The sequence below is a fragment of the Bacillus sp. FSL W8-0770 genome (genome assembly GCF_038008705.1).
In the GTDB taxonomy this organism is placed as follows: domain Bacteria; phylum Bacillota; class Bacilli; order Bacillales; family Bacillaceae_G; genus Bacillus_A; species Bacillus_A cereus.
In genome coordinates this window covers 1,720,590-1,738,629 of the sequence record NZ_JBBOZR010000001.1, presented here as the reverse complement: position 1 = coordinate 1,738,629, position 18,040 = coordinate 1,720,590, and the positions used below count along the sequence as shown (strand labels likewise).

Below are 18,040 nucleotides of genomic sequence, written 5' to 3'. Positions count from 1 at the left end.
CGTATTAGTGAAATAATCCAAACAACGTGTAAAAAGCTCCCTTTGCTAAAGTCTATTCAAATACCTCTTATAAACAGAAGATACTATTTATAAGGGGTATTTATTCAATTTAATTTTATAAAAATTGGATGGAAACAATGCAAGTTCTCACTTATTTAGAATAAGTGAAAAGATGATGTTTTATTTGTTCAATAAAATAATGATGGTGTATATTATCGTTAGATACTCGACTTGCCATAATAGCCCCCTCCATTGAAGAGGCAAGAAAGGAAGCGAGTGATATAACCTCTATATCTTCTTTAAATTCTTGTTTCTCTATTCCTTCTTTTATGAGAGAAGCCATTAACATTACTGTATCATCATAACCTTTTGCTGCTGCTTTTTGTAATTCTGGAAATACTCCAGTACTTTCAATGGCACTATTAAGTAATGGACAGCCTCCAGCAATAGGAGGATTATTAGCTGCATCTTGATATACAAGGAAAATTGCAAGGATTTTATCAATTGCTGTCTTTTTATTTTCCATTGCTTTATGAAAATGACTCCACATAATCTCACCACTTTTGTCGTAGGCAGCAAGGACAATTTCTTCTTTACTTTTGAATCTACGATAAATAGATCCTTTAGGTAGTTCAGTAGCTGTCATTATATCCTGGATGGATGTGCGAGTTATCCCATTAGTATTAAATAAATATAAAGATGTTTCAATAATTTTTTCTTTAACCTTATCAACTTTAGTCATGCTTTGTAATCCTCCTAATGAAAACGATCCTAATATTCTAGGTAATGTTTACCCTCTATTTTCTTAATTTTTTTGTAAGTATAAATAAGTTGGGAACAGAAATATCTTATCAATCCCTATCTTATGGAAACCTCAAACAATACAGTTTGAAAAGAAGTTAATCAAATTGTATTACCTACATAACTTAAGTGAATTTTCTGTCAAAACAACATGACCAATTGTTTAATTCAGTCATATTATACAACTAATTTCATCTAAAATCGTAGAGGTGTAAAAATATATAGTTAATTTTAACGTATAGACATATGATTATTATATATAATTTTTATCAATATGTTTAGCTAAAGTGTTTGAACTACTCCCACTTTCACTTCATTCTATAAAAGATTAACCATTAATGATTACTGGAATTAAATTGTAACAAAGCAACTGAAATATAAATATATTTGCTTTTTTCCATTTTGATTTTGTTAATACTTTATAAAATGGGTTTAAAAAACTAGAAACTTGTAGTATCATTAGATTTCGATTCGGACCGAACCGTCCGGTTTATAATCTTATATAAATATATTTAGAAGGAGAGCGTTATGCAGAAAGAAAAATCAAAAATTATAGGTAATTTAATTATGGGGGCAATACAGTGAACTTTATAAAAATGAATAAAAAAGAAATCATTATGCTAATAATCTTTACACTGTTTGTACCATTTCAAATTGGCTTGTACATACTATTTGGCATATCACTTTTAGCTAATGTCAATTTAGTTGAATCAGAATTTGTTCTGAGTGCCATCGGTTTTACTGTACCTGCTATTGTAGGAATCATTTGCTTTAGGAAAGAAATTATTGAAAGTTTTACTTATTTTAAAGAGAAGACAATTTTGAAAATAGTAAGTATTCCTATGGTAGTTTTATTTACGTTAATTGTGGAACAGTGTGTTATGTATTTTCTAGCAACTGGTCAACCAGAGAACCAAGAGCAGCTCCTTGAAACGGGTGCAGAGGTACCTCTTGTATTTACATTGCTTGTATTTGGTATTCTGGGTCCAATACTTGAAGAAATTGTGTTTCGCCACATATTAATAAATCGTTTTTCTTACCATATTGGTACCGCTATTGCATCTATCATTTCGATTATGATTTTTACACTTCTTCATACGAACCAACTTTCGGATATTGCTATTTATTTACCTGGATCGTTGATACTTACTGCGGCTTATCTTATTTCTAAAAGATCCATTGCATATGTTATAGCGATACATATGTTAAACAATTGTCTTGGTTTCATTCTGTAAGAAACTAGACTTGTTTCTGGTGCCAAAAATACTTTTTCTATGACATAAGAAAGCTAATCAAAAATTATAAAATATTAGGAGAGTGTCAGTCATGATTGTAACAACAACTTCTGGAATTCAAGGTAAAGAGATTATTGAGTATATTGATATTGTAAATGGTGAAGCTATTATGGGTGCAAATATTGTCCGCGATGTATTCGCTTCCGTTCGTGATGTTGTCGGTGGCCGTGTTGGTGCTTATGAAAGTAAACTAAAAGACGCTCGTGATATTGCAATGGGCGAAATGAAAGAACTTGCAAAAGAAAAAGGTGCGAACGCTATCGTTGGTATTGACGTAGATTACGAAGTTGTTCGTGATGGAATGTTAATGGTTGCTGTCAGTGGTACAGCTGTGCGTATATAAGTAAATAAAAAACGGTTCCTCCCTTGGAATTTATACTTTGATGGGAGATCCTGGTTCTGTTGCAGATTTTAAAGAATAAAACGAGAAATAATCAACTTTTTTATTTCTCGTTTTATCTACATATTTATTTTTGGAAAAATAACCTAACTCCAAATACTAACAATACTATGCCCGTAATACCCTCCATTGTACGGTTCACTCTTTCTTTTCTTAAAAAAGTTCTTAATTGACGTATGAGTGAGATGTAAAGTAAATACCATATTGCTGTCAAAGTCGTAAATGTGACTCCTAATAAAAGAAATTGGAGGAAATGATTTTGATTACTCACAATAAATTGGGGTAAAAAACTAAGGAAAAATACAGCGGTTTTTGGATTTAAAATTGCCGTAGTAAATCCTTGTCTAAAGCTTTTAATTGCCCCAATATCCTTAGAGTCCATTTCTGCTGAACCTGACATATCTTCTTTTTTATGTAAGGCACTTTTAATTGACTTTACAGCTAAATAAATTAAATAAACAGCCCCAGCATATTTTATAAATGTAAATAACATAGCAAATTTCATTAAGATAGCAGAAAGTCCTAACGTAGCCATTATTGTATGAATCATCATTCCAGATATCGTTCCTAAAACAGTCTTTATCCCGCCATTTTTACCATGCGAGATAGTATTTTTTGTAACTAGTGCAAAACCAGGACCAGGCATCATTATGATTAGCATTGCTGTAAGGATAAATAATAGATAATTTTCCATGTTGTAGTATTTCCTCTCCAATTTTTAATTTTGCTTACAGTATAGCTTTTTTCATTAAAACATTACATATAAAAGACTTGATCAGAAATTTATTTAGGTTATTCGTATCAATTTGATTAAATATTACCCAATAGCCACATTGATAAAACATATGACAAACTTATATATAATTACAAGTTCAACTCTCACAAAAAAACAGGATAAAAAAATAAACAGCAGAACTAGTCCACTGTTTACTTTGCCACACCTTCATGTAATTTTTCTGTATAATCCTTTACATCTTTCCAGCTATCTTTCGCTGTATGTAAATCTTCTTTTATAAACGTAAACTCTTCCGGACTAATCCCTTTTACGTTTTGTAGTAAATTATTATATTTTGCACCTACTGTATACCATTGATTTGATATGTTTTGTAGTGCTGTAATTGCTGCATCGATTGTTTCTGTCATGTTTGTTGTTTTATTTTTTACATCAGTCAAAATTACGACTTCTGCTTGTGCTCCTGAAATTCTATCTTTTAAATTGGCGATTTCTCTTTCTGCATTTGCGATATCTTTTTTCGCAACCGCAATCATCGGCCCGCCAGCAAGACATGTTATTAGAGCTACGCAAAGTACGCCACCAGCAATGACCATATCATTACTCTTTTTAATCGAATCGTTATATGTATTTATTTGTTGCTCTAGAGCTGGAATACCAGCATTCGTACTTGCCAATATCGCTGTTAACTGATTTGTATCCTCTTTGAAACTATTTGTATCTTTCGCCATTCTATCGCGAAAAGCTTTCAAATTTCCTAATAATCCATCTACCTCATTTTGATTCTTTACAATATCCGCATACAACTTTTCTAAATCCGCTTTTAATTTTCCGCTATCCTTTTGATCAATCGCTATTAACATGTCATTATAATACGATTGAAAAGTATTATTGTAATTTATAATATTTTGATCCGTTTTCATAATTTGAGGCTTCATATTATTTAACCAATATGCTGCATTAATTTTTGCATCTCTTTGATGCTGAATCATATTCCCTTTAAATTCACTATTAATCGAACTTATTTTACTTAAATCCGTCTCTTGTTGATTTTGAATTAATTTTGCATATGAATCCATTGCAAATATGCTTGATGTCGTTTGTGCCATTACATCTTGGAATCCTGCTGGTCCAAGAGAATAGTTTTTCACATTTTCTTGTAGCACCTTTGCATTTTGTTCTGCTGCAAAAGGATGTAAAGGAAATGCGTTACTCGTTGCCACCCCAGCAATCATTACCGCTAAAAGACATTTTTTATAAAATCGTTTCTGCATATTTTTCACCTATTCTCTTTATAAGGATATCAAAAGCTCCTGCTCACAACTGAACAGGAGCTTCAAATCATTCATCAACACTTAACGCTCTAACGATTCGTATTCAATTATGCTTTTTTCGTGTCTACTACTTTAATATCTTCAGCATAAATCTTTTCTGCATAGTCTTTAATGTTTTTCCAGCTATCTTTCGCAATGTTTAAATCTTCTTTAATGAAAACAAGATCGTTTGGACTAATTGAATCCACATTTTGAAGTAAAGAATTGTATTTTGATCCCATTGTATACCATTGGTTTGAAATGTTTTGCAACGCTGTAATTGCAGTATCAATCGTATTTGTTAAATACTCAGTTTGTGTTTTAATGTTCGTTAACCCAGCTACTTCTAATTGAGCAGTTGTAATTTGTCCAGTTATTTTTTGAATTTCAGCTTGTGCATTGTCAAGTTCTTTCTTCGCTAATACGATACCAGCTGTACCACCGCCTACAGCTGCTGCACCACCTGCAATTAATGCGACTCCTAGCGGTGTTCCTGCGCCCGTAGCAATAACTACTGCACCACCAATAATTGCAATTGGTCCTAGAGCTGTCGCAACAGATGAACCGATAATAATTGCATTATATTTACTAATTGCCTCATTGTACGTTGTAATTTGATTTTGCAGAAGCGGAATTCCTGCATCTTGACTAGCTAATATAGATGTAATTTGATTTGCATCACCCTTGAAGTTTTGCGTATCCGACGTCATTTTATTTCGGAATTTTTTCAAGTCTTCTACTAACTGATCCACTTGCGCTTTATTTTCATTAATACTACTTGATAATCTAGTTAGGCCTTTCGTAAGAGTCGTTTTATCTTTTGCATCTACCGCAGTAACTAAAGTATCATAATAGTTTTGGAATTTAGTATTGTAGTTAATGATGTTTTGATTCGTTGAAATAAGCTGTGGCTTTAATACATCTAACCATTGCTTCGCATTTCCTCTAGCTGTATCTTGGTGCTGAATCACTTTTCCTTTTAAAGCTGCATCAACAGTCGATACATTTCCAAAGTTAACATTACCTTGTTTAATAATTGTTAAAGCATACAGATCCATTACTAAAGCATTTGAACCTGTTCTTTCCATTGCATCTTTCAAGCCTTCTGGTCCTAATGAATATTCTTCATAGTCATTATAAGCTTTTGCTACCGCATGAACTGGAGCTTGTTTCACTGTACTTTCAGCTGCATACGTATGAGCCGGCATAATATTTCCTGCTGCAAATACTGCCATCAGTGCTGATAGAGCCATTACTTTATATGGTTTTTTTGTCATTTTTTCTTCTCTCCCTATATCGCTAATTATTTTTCTATTTAATGTACTTCAACGTTTGTAACGTAATCTTCAAATTGATTTGTTTGCTTATTCATTTCATCACTTACTTTTTTAATTTGATTAAAATGTTTTTGAAGTAAACTACTGTCTGTATACGTGCCTTCTTCAACATTTGTTTGAATTTGGATCATATTATTATTTAAAACTTTCCAATCCGTTAATAACGTTTCTAAAGTTGTAATTTGACGATCAATTAATTCTGTAAAGCTATTTACTTGATCTTCAACGAATGTAATTTGAGTCGCTTCTGCTTCAGTTTGTGATAACTTTTGAATAAGTGGCAATAACTCTTTTTGCTTTTGTTGAATGCGAAGAGCTGCTTCCCTCGTTTGACTATCTGCAGCATTTACAATTTCATTACTTAAAGTACCGATAGAAACAAAATCGATTGTTTTCGTTTGTGCAGTTTGATTTGTGATTGTAAATACTTGTTTACCGATATTAATAGAACCTTTAATGATTTCTTGAGGTCTATTCAAAATAGTAGTTAGTTCAGCTTGAATTTCCCCTTGAATTCTTTTAATATCTTCTCTTAATTTCACAATATCTCCACTTGATCCTTGCAGTGTTTTTATTGCTTCATCGGCTTTAATTGATAAGTTGTTACTATCTTTGTCTAATACTGTTTTAAATCGATTTAACTCTAATAAATCTTGCTCCATACTCTCTTGGATGCTCTGTACTTGCAATTGTAATTTTCCATATGCACTCATAAAATCTGTTTTTGCTTGCTGATCTTCATTTACATTTCCTGCTAGTTCATAGAGCTTACTATAATAACTATTGAATCTAGTGCTGTATCTCATCATCTCTTGATTTAAGTCAATTAGCTTCGGATTATATTCATCAATCCACTCTCGTACATTCGCCTTTGCAAACTTTTGATGATTCGTTAAGCTACTCATCGCATTTACCTTAATGTCTGGCTGTTGCAAAATAATTAATCCGTATGCTTGAATAAGCGGTGATTGTGATCCTAACATTCTAATTGAATTGGATAATGTATTTGGAGCAATTACATTTTGCGCATATACTGTTTTCACTTCCGTTTGCCCCTCCTTAGCGTAAGCGCTTACAGGAATGAAGCAACTCGTAGATACCGCTGTAACCAATAACCCTGTAATTAAAGTCTTTTTCACTTTAACTCCTCCTATGTATTAGCAACTATTACTATCGCATTTTATTATTCTATTTTCTTGCCCATAATTTGAGATGGTTAAAATAGAGAACGTTCTCAACGTGATCTATGTATGAACCACCTCTCTCGTATTGCTACAGTACTTACTTATCGTCACAAAACATTTTATTATTTTTCATATGTGTTTAGTATGAATAATATTGTATAAATTTTCTATTTCATCGAAATTCCCACATTCACACAGTGAATATATTACATAAAAATATTATTCATTTTAAACTAAACAACATACGTAAATATGAAATTTCATTTTGTTTTCATATAAGTTTTGTACTGTAAGGTCATTTAAACACAGCTGTTTATATATCGTAAAGAAGTATTTTCATTCCCTTTATTTTCAAGCTTTCATGTCCTTATTTCAAAATATAATCCGATTCACTTTATCGATTGAAATATCTATATATCACAACAGAAAACACTACTTTCAAATAACTAATGAAGTTATATTAATATAGTTTTTAACCCCATATGCAATTATGCATAGCATATACACAAAAGGATAGCTTCATTTTCGCGAAGCTATCCTTAAAAAATTTTCTTATTTTTTCAAATGATATGGAACTGTCGTAATAACAACATTTCTTTTATAAAGTAAATACGCACGTATAAGTAAACTGGATTGATTATGAAGAATGTTATGCCAACCTTTTTTCGGAATGAACTGTGGTATAACGACCGTAACACGGTAATTCGATTCACTTGCCTTATATTGCACTGTATCGATAAACTTCGTTAGCGGCTGAATAATACTTCTATAATGAGAATGTAATGTAACAAGCCTTACTTCAGGTTGCCACTTCTTCCATTTCTCCTCAAATTTCTTTTCCTCTTCTCTGTCAAAAGCAACATATACTGCGATAACTTGATCTGCCGAAAGCGATTTCGCATAGTTCAATGAATTTTCTACTACATGCGTCATACCTGCTACAGGAACGACAATTACATTCCCCTCAATTGGAATAAGAGGCTCGCAAGTTTTTAAACTTAATTGATCACCCACTGCATCATAATGCTTCTTAATTCGATGGAATAAGAAGATAATAACTGGTAAGAAAATAAGAATCGACCAAACTTGTGCAAATTTAGTTAAAAAGAACATGCTCATTACGATAAAACTAATAACTGCACCAATTAAATTAACCGTTAATCTTAAAGCCCATCCTTCAGGCTTTTCGCGAAGCCATTTTAATACCATCCCTGTTTGAGAAAGTGTAAATGGAATAAATACACCTACTGCATATAGTGGAATTAAATGTTCTGTTTGTCCTTGGAAAGCTACAATTAAAATAATCGAAGCAACTCCAAGTATAATAATACCGTTTGAGTAACCTAGGCGGTCTCCTCTAATCGTAAACATTCTCGGTATGAATTTATCTTTTGCAAGGTTAACCGCTAATAAAGGAAATGCAGAATAACCTGTATTAGCAGCAAGAATTAATATTAAAGCTGTTGTACCTTGTATGAAATAGTACATGAAATTACGTCCAAATGTTTGTTCAGCAATTTGAGAAACAACTGTTACTTCTTTACTCGGAGTCACTCCGTAATAATAAGCTAAAAATACAATTCCTGAAAATAACACAGCAAGTAATGCACCCATTGCAAGCAATGTTTTTGCAGCATTGTTTGGCGCAGGATCTTTAAAGTTCGGAATTGCATTTGAAATTGCTTCAACACCTGTTAAAGCAGAACTACCTGATGCAAATGCTCTTAGTAATAAAAATAAACTAATCCCTGCAACTGGTGTACCAATTGGCGCATGTAAAGTGGGTGAAACATGACCAGTTAAAATATTATATATACCCACACCAATTAATATAAATAGTGCTAAAACGAATAAATAAACAGGATATGCTAAAACGGAAGCTGATTCCGTTACTCCCCTTAAATTTAATATCGTAATTAATATAACAAATATAACCGCAATAATTACGTTGTGTGCATGTAAGCTAGGAAACGCAGACGTAATTGCATCTGTACCAGCGGACACACTTACCGCAACAGTTAAAATATAGTCAACTAATAAAGATCCTCCAGCAATTAAGCCTGGATTCATCCCTAAATTTTCTTTTGATACAACATACGCTCCCCCGCCATGCGGATAAGCAAAAATAATTTGACGATAAGATAAAATAAGGGCTGTCAATAATACTAATACCCCAACAGCGATCGGAATGGAATACCAATAAGCGATCGCTCCAACACCTGCTAAAGCAATTAAAATTTGCTCTGGACCGTAAGCAACTGATGACAATGCGTCAGAAGATAAAATAGCTAAAGCTTTCGTTTTATTAAGCTTTTGTTCTCCAAGCTCCGTTGATTTTAACGGTCTTCCAATTAAAAATCTTTTAATAGATGAAACCAATGCTGTCCACTCTCCAATAATTTTGTACGAACTTTTCTGCTTGTTGCAGCCAGTAAACTATTTACTCAGAAAACAAAAAATGTCTACAAGCCATAGCGAAATAGACTTGTAGACATTATTTTTTTTGTCGCACAAGCTCCACCTTCCTTCTCAATATAACGCTTACGAGGTTAGCTGTCGGATTCGGGCCTATGAGTAGCCCTACCTTTTTTAAGGATTCACCCCATCGGATTATGTACTAATCCGTAAAAACGGGTCCCCCGTACCATGCGGTTTCAGCGATTTAGAAAATTGAAACTGTGGATTATAATACTCCTTTATTTTCAAAAAGTAAACAAAAATTTTTAATAAGAAAAAAATTAAAATGATTGTGCATAATCCACTGAGAAATATACATAATGAATACTAAAAAATCCGCAAAGGAGACCCCTATGTCTAAAGAAAAGAAGCCTATTTTTTCCGATTCATATTTAGATGCAGTAGCAAATGAAATTAATCAGTTATATGGTAAACGTGAACAGGAAATAAATTTGACAGATAGAACGAAAAGAAATAAATAATTTGTCATACAAAAAAATAAAAAAGATAGCAATACACTTATATATTGCTATCTTTTTTATTTTTTCATACATCTAATTCTATTACAGATCTGTTAAAGGTCATCTCTTCATACACCTTTAAATTTTGATATATAGTGCCTAATAATGGTGCCGCTATAGAAAATTGCTCTGCTACATCCAGTAAATATCCTTGCAAGTGCTTCCCTTCAATAAACGAACCCTTCTCCATATCACGTTGCATCGATGACTTCATATCATACGAAATTTTATCAATCGTTTTCATATGTTCCTGGGCAATATTAACCTTTATTGGAGCTCCTAATACTTTCATAATTTGTACAGATTCCTCAAATACATTACGGATAAAATCACGACCGCCTTCACTTTCACGAATTGGTCCAATTGGTGCACGCATTAACGTTGTCACACCGGACATTACAGTAATAAATAAATATTTATGCCACATATCTTGCGTAATATTTTCACTTAAAACAAAACTAGATTTCGTACCTGCAAATACTTTAGAAATATGCTTTACTCTCTCTGAATTTTGAGACTTAATTTCTCCAAACACAAGTCTGTTGGCAGCGCTAGTTTGTACAATTTCTCCTTGATCGTTTAACGTCGTCTCGATAAAGCATAAACCGCCAAGTACTTTTTCTTCTCCGAATTCTTTTTGTAATAGTGATAAATGAGCGATACCATTTAACAATGGAATGATTACAGTACCTTCGCCAACAAACGGCTTCAAATCTTGAATTGCCTCGTTTAAGTGATACGCTTTTGTTGAAAATAAAATGACATCAAATGGAGAAGTTCTCTCTTCCTTCGTTATTAATTTCGGTTGAAAGGAAAAATCCCCGTTAACACTTCGGATTACAAGTCCTCTTTCCTCTAATTGTTTTTTCCGTTTACTACGAACAAGAAATGTAACATCTTCTCCCTTTTCGACTAATCTGCCACCAAAAAATCCTCCGACTCCACCAGCGCCTAATACTAAAATCCGCATACAGCATCCCCCTTTTCAAAATACAATTTTATAACTTTTAGTATACATAACATTATACATGTCCTCTGCTAAATAAGCTGAATTTTCACTCTCAATCGAGTATAAAACAGTGGTTATTTTCAAATAAATTTGGGCATGTTGTTTCTATAGCATATATGGAAAGGAAACAATGTAGATGGAGGCAATACAAGCAATTGAGGAAAAAGATGTAGCAACAGCTATATTTCAATTTATATTCCCGTTTTCGTTTAAAGCTGGATATGAACAAAATATGTTCCCTTTCTTACAAAAAAACGATTTCCGTCCTTTTCGGCTCGATCATCTCTATGATGAAAATACATATTATGGGGAATTTAAAGTTTCACATCAAAATATGGAAGCATACTATCTTTCATTTACAAATAAAATTCTCTTTCCTCACTCAGAGCATCAAAAGGGCTTGCAACGTTATTCAAAGGACCTTAACTTAACTGGACATTTAACAACAAACCTTATTTCAATCCCATTCAAGATACACTCTATTGATGTAACACTTTGTCCTTATGAACTTGGCTTCTTAACAATTCGAACAGAAGTAAACACTGCTCCAAGCATGACTTTATCTGAAGCAATCGAATTCGCTGCTCGCTTCCGTGTACTTGAAACTAAAAATGATACAAATGAGACTATTTGTATTGAATGTAACGGAAAAAAGTATTCCCAAGTTGAAAAATTCATTTTTGGTTATTTATTTCATGGCGTAACTGATTTCTTTGAAAAGAAGAGATTAAGAAGTTCATACTTTCAAACCTTCCCTTTCTTCGAAGACCAAAGAATGTACGTCCAAACTTTATTGTCACTAAAAGAAGGTATGGAACTTAATGAAGTGGATGTTTATCGTACTTCTAGTCTTTCCGGATTAACAAGTGATGGTAAGCCATGTGTGAGTGCAAATAACCTTCCTTACATTCATGACTATTTAAAAAAACACGCTTACCAGAGATGGGCTCCAAATCGTTATTTCATAATGGAAGAACATATTTTTACATGTGTAACAAATGAAGGAGAACGCGAAATCGCTAAACTTGCTAGTCAAATGTACGGGGAATTTTATTACGCTTTATTATTAAACCTATTCCATAAAATTGTTTTATTAAAAATGGCAAACGCCTATGCTGAGCTAAACATTGAACAGGATACTAATGAAATAGAGAAATTAATTTATTCGATCAATTCGTTCACTGCTAATTATTTTTCTTTAGAATTAGTATCCCAATCACAAAGTGAAGATATTTTCTTCCGCTTAAGAAAACTTTTTAATATTGAGGTTCTATACTCGAACGCGAAACAAAATCTTGATAGTTTGTTTAAATATCAAGAAAATGTCGCCTCTAAAAAAGATAGCCTCTTATTATTAATTTTAACGCTCTACTCTGTAGTGGGCCAAATGTTAGGGTTTACTATGATTGACCTTTTAAGAAACACCGATTCAAACAAAATATCGTCACCTCTTGAATTTTTCGCTCTATTAATTGCGATTAGCGGCATTGTCATTTCACTTATTTTAGGAGCCCAAAGTTTATACCAATGGGGTTTACAGCATAAACGAAGAAAAGCTTGGGTAAAACAAACTGTACTTTCTGCCGTTAAAGAGAAAGAAGATAAAAATTAAAGAAAGTTATTTTCAAATTCTTGGCGCACTGCAGTAAGTGAAATCTTTATCAGCGATTTTCCGATTATATCGGCGCAACTCGAAATATATCAGCGATTTTTAAGATATATCGACTTACCGACAAAAACCGACAAATGACAGAACCGTATAATAAAAAAAGGGTGCTCCAAAATTGAACTTGGAGTACCCTTTTTACTATAAGAATTCAGTTTACTTCCCTGCTTCGATTTGCTCTAATGCAGCAGCTACTTGCTCTTCCGTTAATTCATGTTGTATTACGTAGCGGTTACGTGGACTTACACGACATTCATGAGAACATGCACGTAAATATTTCGCTTCGTTTTCTTCAGAACATAAAATTTTCTTATTACATTCTGGATTTGAACAGTTTACATAGCGCTCACAAGGTTCACCTGTAAAGTGGTCTTTACCAACGATAACATGTTCTTTTTGGTTTACTGGTACAGCGATACGCTCATCGAACACGTAACATTGTCCATCCCAAAGCTCACCTTGTACTTCTGGGTCTTTTCCGTACGTTACAATTCCGCCGTGAAGCTGACTTACATCTTCATAGCCTTCACGAACTAACCAACCAGAAAACTTCTCACAACGAATTCCGCCTGTACAATAAGTTAAAATCTTTTTACCTTCAAGTACTTCTTTATTTTCACGAATCCAATCTGGTAATTCACGGAAGGATTCGATATCAGGTTTAATCGCACCTTTGAAGTGACCTAAATCAAATTCATAATCATTTCGTGCATCAATGATAACTGTATCTTCTTGTTTCATTGCTTCATAAAAATCTTTTGGCTCTAAATACTTCCCAGTTATTTCGTGTGGGTTAATGTCATCTTCTAGACGAAGTGTAACTAACTCTGGACGAGGACGCACGTGCATTTTCTTGAATGCATGACCATCAGCTTCATCTATTTTAAATACGATACCGTCAAAACGTGGATCATTGTTCATTGCTTCCATGTATTTCTCTGTTTGTTCTACAGTTCCAGAACAAGTTCCGTTAATACCTTCTTTTGCTACAAGAATTCTTCCTTTTAATTCAAGTGAATTACAAAATGCTAAATGCTCTGCCGCGAATTCTTCTGGGTTTTCAATTGTTGTGTACATGTAATATAGTAATACTCTGTATGGTTTTGTAGTTGCCAATGTATTTCTACCACCTATCTAATTTTTTAAATCATGTATAAGTTAACGTTCATATCAAAACATATATAATAAGAAAATGAATCCCATTTTCTTTTCTTTATACTATTTTCTATCAGTTAACAAAAATAAAAAACAAGATTACACACCAAAACACTATGGTTATGTTGTAATCCCAATATATTATATATCATACAAATGCAATTCCATCAATTAATATGCTGTATTATCGGCTTTATGTTCACATAAATTTCAAAAACAGCCCTTTAATTCACTATGTTTCCCCATGTCATCACACCATAAACTCCCAATTCATTTTACGTTATCACACCATCCATTGCATAAAGGCATATAATTTGCATTAAGGAAACTTTCGTGTTCAAATGAAATTACCATATAATATATTTAAATGTATTGAAATAATGAGTAAGAATAAATACAATAATTTCATCAAGTTAACATTTTAAAGGGGAAAACTACTATGAATAAAGATATAACAAAAGATGAACATCTCCCTTCTGAAAGTACAACTGTACAATCAGCTCACTTAGCTTTAAGTGGAGAAACAAAAGGCTGGAAAAGACTGTTACCATTTTTAGGACCCGCTTTTATCGCGTCCGTTGCTTATATTGATCCTGGCAACTTTGCTACAAATATCGCAGCTGGTTCACAATATGGATATTTACTATTATGGGTTATACTCGCTTCTAACTTAATGGCTGTATTAATCCAAACTTTATCAGCTAAATTAGGAATTGCTACAGGAAACAATTTACCCGAAATAGCTCGTGAAAACTTTCCAAAGCCTGTGTCTATCGGCTTATGGATACAAGGTGAACTAGTTATTATGGCTACAGATTTAGCGGAATTTATTGGAGCTGCTTTGGGGCTTTACTTACTATTTGGAATCCCGATGCTACCTGCCGCTTTAATTACTGCAGCCGGATCATTTATTATTCTTGAGTTTCAACGTAGAGGATTTCGTCCACTAGAAGCTATTATTACAGGAATGATTTTCATTGTAGTAATTGCTTTTGGGATTCAAGTTTTTTATGCAAAACCAGAATTAAGTCCCCTTCTTTCAGGACTATTTATTCCAAAATTCCAAGGTGTAGACAGTATATTACTTGCAGCAGGGATTTTAGGTGCAACAGTTATGCCACATGCAATATACTTGCATTCTGCATTAACACAACGCCGCGTGGTCGGAACAACTGACGAACAAAAGAAAAAGATTTTTCGTTTCGAATTTATCGATATTATTATTGCAATGGTTATTGCTGGAGCAATTAATGCAAGTATGTTAATTGTTGCTGCTGCACTATTCTTTAAAAACGGCTTGCACGTTGAAGATTTAGATGTTGCTTACACTCAATTTACCAATTTAGTAGGTCCTGTATCGGCTGCATTATTTGGGATTGGACTTTTATCAGCAGGACTATCTAGCTCTTCTGTCGGTACAATGTCGGGTGATATTATTATGCAAGGTTTCATTCGCATGCATATTCCGTTATACTTACGCCGATTTATTACAATGATTCCACCATTAGTTATTATCGCTTTAGGTGTAAATCCAACTTACGCTCTAGTCATGAGCCAAGTCGTCTTATCATTCGGTATTGCATTTGCGCTAGTACCACTTATTATGTTTACAAGTAACAAAAAGATTATGGGTGCACTCGTTAACCACCGTATAACAACATTTATCGCTTGGATAATTGCAGCACTCGTTATCATTTTAAATATCTTCTTACTGTATCAAACATTTGTAGGATAATGAAAAAGGGTATTCCAATTTTAATTTGGAATACCCTTTTTTCATTATTTGTATTAATCCTATAAAGTCTTTTTAAAATAAATTTTATAATCTATTTCCAGCCAATAACTTCCTTACACCTTGAATAATCTTTATTTTCAGATTAAATTATATAATAACAAATACATTCTATTTTCATGTGAAAAGGAGCGAAAATATGTTTCCTTTATTAAAAACTGAAAGACTCATTTTAAGAGAACTTACCGAAGAAGATGCACCGCGTATACTACAATGCTTTTCTAATACTAATGTACTGCGCTATTATGGCCAAAAACCGTTACAAGATGTTGATCAAGTGAAACAAATCATTCATAACTTTAAGTTGAGTTACAATGCAAGAAGCGGTATAAAATGGGGAATCGAATTAAAAGACACGAAAGAACTCATCGGTACCATTGGTTTTCATGATTGGTCTTCTGAGCATAAACGAGCCAATATAAGTTATGCCTTTTTGCCTGAACACTGGGGACAAGGATATGCGACTGAAGCTGTTTCTGAGGTTATATCATACGGTTTCCATACGATTCATTTAAAGCGGATCGGAGCAATTGTATTTCTTGAAAATGAAGCTTCCAATAAAGTACTATTAAAATTAGGCTTTGAAAAAGAAGGCGTTCTAAAAAATTATATGTATCAAGATGATGTCCCATATGATACGAATTTTTACGCTTTATTAAAATCGGTTTAATAGAATTCATGTGTAAAAAACCTTACTTTTAAAAAGTAAGGTTTTTTGTATTTATTCATTAGCAATATAAGCATTCTTATAAGTATAAATACCACCAAATTGATGCTTTTCAATTCCTTTTACATAATCCTTTTGTACATATGCTGAGCCAATATGATAAAGCGGCGCTACCGCAGCATCTTCTAATAATACCTGCTCGGCTTCTCGCAACGCTTCCCATCGGTTTTCCGTATCTAGTACAAAATCCGTTTTCGCTTTCTTTATTAATTCATCGTAATGAACATTAGAATAATTCATTTTATTATTCGGATTCCCTGTCGTAAATAACTCTAAATAACTAATTGGGTCTTTATAGTCAGGTCCCCAATTTGCCATAGTTATATCGTAATCACCTGTTTGTTCTAACTGTAATTTTTGCTTAAATGGCTGTTGTTTAATTTGTATCGCGATTCCTTGCAAATTCTTTTCTAAATCACCTTTTATATATTCTGCCATCCGTTTTGCATTATCTTGTTCAAACGTTAAAAACTCGAGGTTTACTTGCTCTACTTCAAGCTCTTTTTTCGCTTCTTTCCAAATCTTTTGCGCATTTTGCAAATCATATGAAGAAAGATCTCCGTTTTCTTTTCTAAAATCTTTACCGGTCACTTCATTTACATGACCAACTGGTACAAGCCCGCTTGCAGGTTTTGCTCCGTTATTAATAAAGTGAGCAACAAAATCATCTTTATTTAACGCTAATGAAATAGATTGACGCACTTTTTTATTTGCTAACGCGGTATTTTTTTCATTAAAACGAAGCATGGCAATTCCAGGATCACTCGACATATGTAATTCCTTATTCCCTCTATACTTGTCTACAATTTGCGAATTAATAGGTACTCGATCCAAATCTCCGGCTTCATATAAATTTACAGCTGTCATTGTATCCTTTACGATATGAAAGTTTATTTCGTCTAATTTCACTTTCTTTCGATCCCAATATGCAGCATTCTTCTTTAATTGAAACTCTTGTTCATGCTTCCATTTTTCTAATACAAATGGCCCGTTGTATATGAGATTACTAGGTTCCAATGCATAATTGTTTCCTTGTTCTTTCAAAAATGATTCATGCTGTGGTAAGTATATAGGTAGTGCTAACAGCTGTAAAAAATACGGAACTGGCTGTTCCAGTTCAACTTCTAACGTATAATTATTTATTGCTTTAACCCCAAGTGCATCAAGAGGCATTGTTCCCTTATTAATCTCTTTCGCATTTTTCACATAAAAGAGCATGTATGCATATTGAGATGCCGTTTCAGGGTTAATTGCACGTTTCCATGCAAATATAAAATCATTTGCTGTTACATTATCTCCATTTGACCATTTTGCATCTTTACGCAAGTTAAATGTATATTTCTTACCATCTTCACTTCTTTTAAACGATTTTGCTACTGCTGGAGTAGGCTGATCTTGATCATTTAATACATATAACCCTTCAAATATGTTTTGCATAACGTGTGCTGATGTACCATCCATCGTTTTCGCAGTGTCCAGAGAAGGAATTTCTTCTGATACTGTTACATTTAACACTTGTTTTTTAACCTCTGTATCACTTTTATTCGCTTTATTATTACAAGCTGTTAATAATAAAGATGTAACAAGTGCCATTACCATTAAATGGCTCTTTTTTCGCTTCATGAGTTGTTCTCCTTAAGTATAAAATAT

The 18,040-nt window shown here is 33.1% G+C and carries 15 protein-coding genes and 1 riboswitch; of the genes, 6 read left to right on the top strand and 9 right to left on the bottom strand.

Annotated elements, in window-relative coordinates:
- Positions 1-151: 151 nt before the first annotated feature.
- Positions 152-742 carry a TetR/AcrR family transcriptional regulator gene (locus NST27_RS09110; RefSeq protein WP_000169648.1) on the bottom strand — a complete coding sequence of 197 codons (591 nt, stop codon included), beginning with the start codon at positions 740-742 and terminating at the stop codon, positions 152-154.
- Positions 743-1,382: 640 nt separating this feature from the next.
- On the opposite strand from NST27_RS09110, the gene NST27_RS09105 reads away from it, so the two are divergent.
- Together NST27_RS09105 and NST27_RS09100 are read left to right on the top strand one after the other, a co-directional pair.
- Complete coding sequence (locus tag NST27_RS09105; protein ID WP_001009301.1) at positions 1,383-2,036, top strand: CPBP family intramembrane glutamic endopeptidase; 654 nt, start codon at positions 1,383-1,385, stop codon at positions 2,034-2,036.
- A 91-nt stretch (positions 2,037-2,127) separates the two neighbouring features.
- A complete protein-coding gene (locus tag NST27_RS09100) occupies positions 2,128-2,439 on the top strand; it encodes a heavy metal-binding domain-containing protein (protein ID WP_000637518.1) in 312 nt (103 codons plus the stop codon).
- 124 nt (positions 2,440-2,563) lie between these two features.
- On the opposite strand, the gene NST27_RS09095 is transcribed toward NST27_RS09100, so the two are convergent.
- The 5 genes from NST27_RS09095 to NST27_RS09075 form a co-directional block, all read right to left on the bottom strand.
- Positions 2,564-3,190 carry a LysE family translocator gene (locus NST27_RS09095; RefSeq protein WP_000433001.1) on the bottom strand — a complete coding sequence of 209 codons (627 nt, stop codon included), beginning with the start codon at positions 3,188-3,190 and terminating at the stop codon, positions 2,564-2,566.
- 233 nt (positions 3,191-3,423) lie between these two features.
- Positions 3,424-4,503, bottom strand: a complete 1,080-nt coding sequence (gene nheC, locus NST27_RS09090; RefSeq protein WP_001171981.1) for a non-hemolytic enterotoxin NHE subunit C — start codon at positions 4,501-4,503, stop codon at positions 3,424-3,426.
- Positions 4,504-4,610: 107 nt separating this feature from the next.
- Positions 4,611-5,819, bottom strand: coding sequence for a non-hemolytic enterotoxin NHE subunit B (nheB, locus tag NST27_RS09085; protein ID WP_047385921.1), 1,209 nt, complete (start codon positions 5,817-5,819; stop codon positions 4,611-4,613).
- A gap of 38 nt (positions 5,820-5,857) precedes the next feature.
- A complete protein-coding gene (nheA, locus tag NST27_RS09080) occupies positions 5,858-7,018 on the bottom strand; it encodes a non-hemolytic enterotoxin NHE subunit A (RefSeq protein ID WP_000751833.1) in 1,161 nt (386 codons plus the stop codon).
- A 597-nt stretch (positions 7,019-7,615) separates the two neighbouring features.
- The gene (locus NST27_RS09075) at positions 7,616-9,442 is read right to left on the bottom strand and encodes an APC family permease (protein WP_000254887.1); all 1,827 of its coding nucleotides are present in this window, start codon (positions 9,440-9,442) and stop codon (positions 7,616-7,618) included.
- Positions 9,443-9,586: 144 nt separating this feature from the next.
- Positions 9,587-9,733, bottom strand: a riboswitch (cyclic di-AMP (ydaO/yuaA leader).
- Positions 9,734-9,873: 140 nt separating this feature from the next.
- Between NST27_RS09075 and NST27_RS09070 the strand changes: the two genes are divergently transcribed.
- Positions 9,874-10,002, top strand: a complete 129-nt coding sequence (locus tag NST27_RS09070) for a hypothetical protein (RefSeq protein ID WP_000031873.1) — start codon at positions 9,874-9,876, stop codon at positions 10,000-10,002.
- A gap of 64 nt (positions 10,003-10,066) precedes the next feature.
- On the opposite strand, the gene panE is transcribed toward NST27_RS09070, so the two are convergent.
- Positions 10,067-11,011, bottom strand: coding sequence for a 2-dehydropantoate 2-reductase (panE, locus tag NST27_RS09065; protein ID WP_001221897.1), 945 nt, complete (start codon positions 11,009-11,011; stop codon positions 10,067-10,069).
- Positions 11,012-11,186: 175 nt separating this feature from the next.
- Between panE and NST27_RS09060 the strand changes: the two genes are divergently transcribed.
- Positions 11,187-12,662 (top strand): hypothetical protein, encoded by a 1,476-nt coding sequence (locus NST27_RS09060; RefSeq protein WP_000387422.1) that lies wholly within the window; start codon positions 11,187-11,189, stop codon positions 12,660-12,662.
- Between the two features lie 210 nt (positions 12,663-12,872).
- Here NST27_RS09060 and trhO read toward each other — a convergent pair whose 3' ends face one another.
- Positions 12,873-13,832, bottom strand: a complete 960-nt coding sequence (gene trhO, locus NST27_RS09055) for an oxygen-dependent tRNA uridine(34) hydroxylase TrhO (protein ID WP_000246214.1) — start codon at positions 13,830-13,832, stop codon at positions 12,873-12,875.
- A gap of 478 nt (positions 13,833-14,310) precedes the next feature.
- On the opposite strand from trhO, the gene NST27_RS09050 reads away from it, so the two are divergent.
- The gene (locus tag NST27_RS09050) at positions 14,311-15,606 is read left to right on the top strand and encodes an Nramp family divalent metal transporter (protein ID WP_001030677.1); all 1,296 of its coding nucleotides are present in this window, start codon (positions 14,311-14,313) and stop codon (positions 15,604-15,606) included.
- Positions 15,607-15,802: 196 nt separating this feature from the next.
- On the top strand, positions 15,803-16,333 hold the full coding sequence (locus tag NST27_RS09045) for a GNAT family N-acetyltransferase (RefSeq protein ID WP_047385919.1): 531 nt from the start codon (positions 15,803-15,805) through the stop codon (positions 16,331-16,333).
- A gap of 51 nt (positions 16,334-16,384) precedes the next feature.
- Here NST27_RS09045 and NST27_RS09040 read toward each other — a convergent pair whose 3' ends face one another.
- Positions 16,385-18,013 (bottom strand): peptide ABC transporter substrate-binding protein, encoded by a 1,629-nt coding sequence (locus NST27_RS09040; RefSeq protein ID WP_000823519.1) that lies wholly within the window; start codon positions 18,011-18,013, stop codon positions 16,385-16,387.
- Positions 18,014-18,040 lie beyond the last annotated feature (27 nt).

What these genes read in the sequence shown, in the direction of transcription:
- NST27_RS09110 (WP_000169648.1), bottom strand. Translation starts at nt 742, where the DNA reads ATGACTAAAGTTGATAAGGTTAAAGAAAAAATTATTGAAACATCTTTA.
- NST27_RS09100 (WP_000637518.1), top strand. Translation starts at nt 2,128, where the DNA reads ATGATTGTAACAACAACTTCTGGAATTCAAGGTAAAGAGATTATTGAG.
- NST27_RS09095 (WP_000433001.1), bottom strand. Translation starts at nt 3,190, where the DNA reads ATGGAAAATTATCTATTATTTATCCTTACAGCAATGCTAATCATAATG.
- nheC (WP_001171981.1), bottom strand. Translation starts at nt 4,503, where the DNA reads ATGCAGAAACGATTTTATAAAAAATGTCTTTTAGCGGTAATGATTGCT.
- nheB (WP_047385921.1), bottom strand. Translation starts at nt 5,819, where the DNA reads ATGACAAAAAAACCATATAAAGTAATGGCTCTATCAGCACTGATGGCA.
- NST27_RS09070 (WP_000031873.1), top strand. Translation starts at nt 9,874, where the DNA reads ATGTCTAAAGAAAAGAAGCCTATTTTTTCCGATTCATATTTAGATGCA.
- panE (WP_001221897.1), bottom strand. Translation starts at nt 11,011, where the DNA reads ATGCGGATTTTAGTATTAGGCGCTGGTGGAGTCGGAGGATTTTTTGGT.
- NST27_RS09060 (WP_000387422.1), top strand. Translation starts at nt 11,187, where the DNA reads ATGGAGGCAATACAAGCAATTGAGGAAAAAGATGTAGCAACAGCTATA.
- NST27_RS09050 (WP_001030677.1), top strand. Translation starts at nt 14,311, where the DNA reads ATGAATAAAGATATAACAAAAGATGAACATCTCCCTTCTGAAAGTACA.
- NST27_RS09045 (WP_047385919.1), top strand. Translation starts at nt 15,803, where the DNA reads ATGTTTCCTTTATTAAAAACTGAAAGACTCATTTTAAGAGAACTTACC.
- NST27_RS09040 (WP_000823519.1), bottom strand. Translation starts at nt 18,013, where the DNA reads ATGAAGCGAAAAAAGAGCCATTTAATGGTAATGGCACTTGTTACATCT.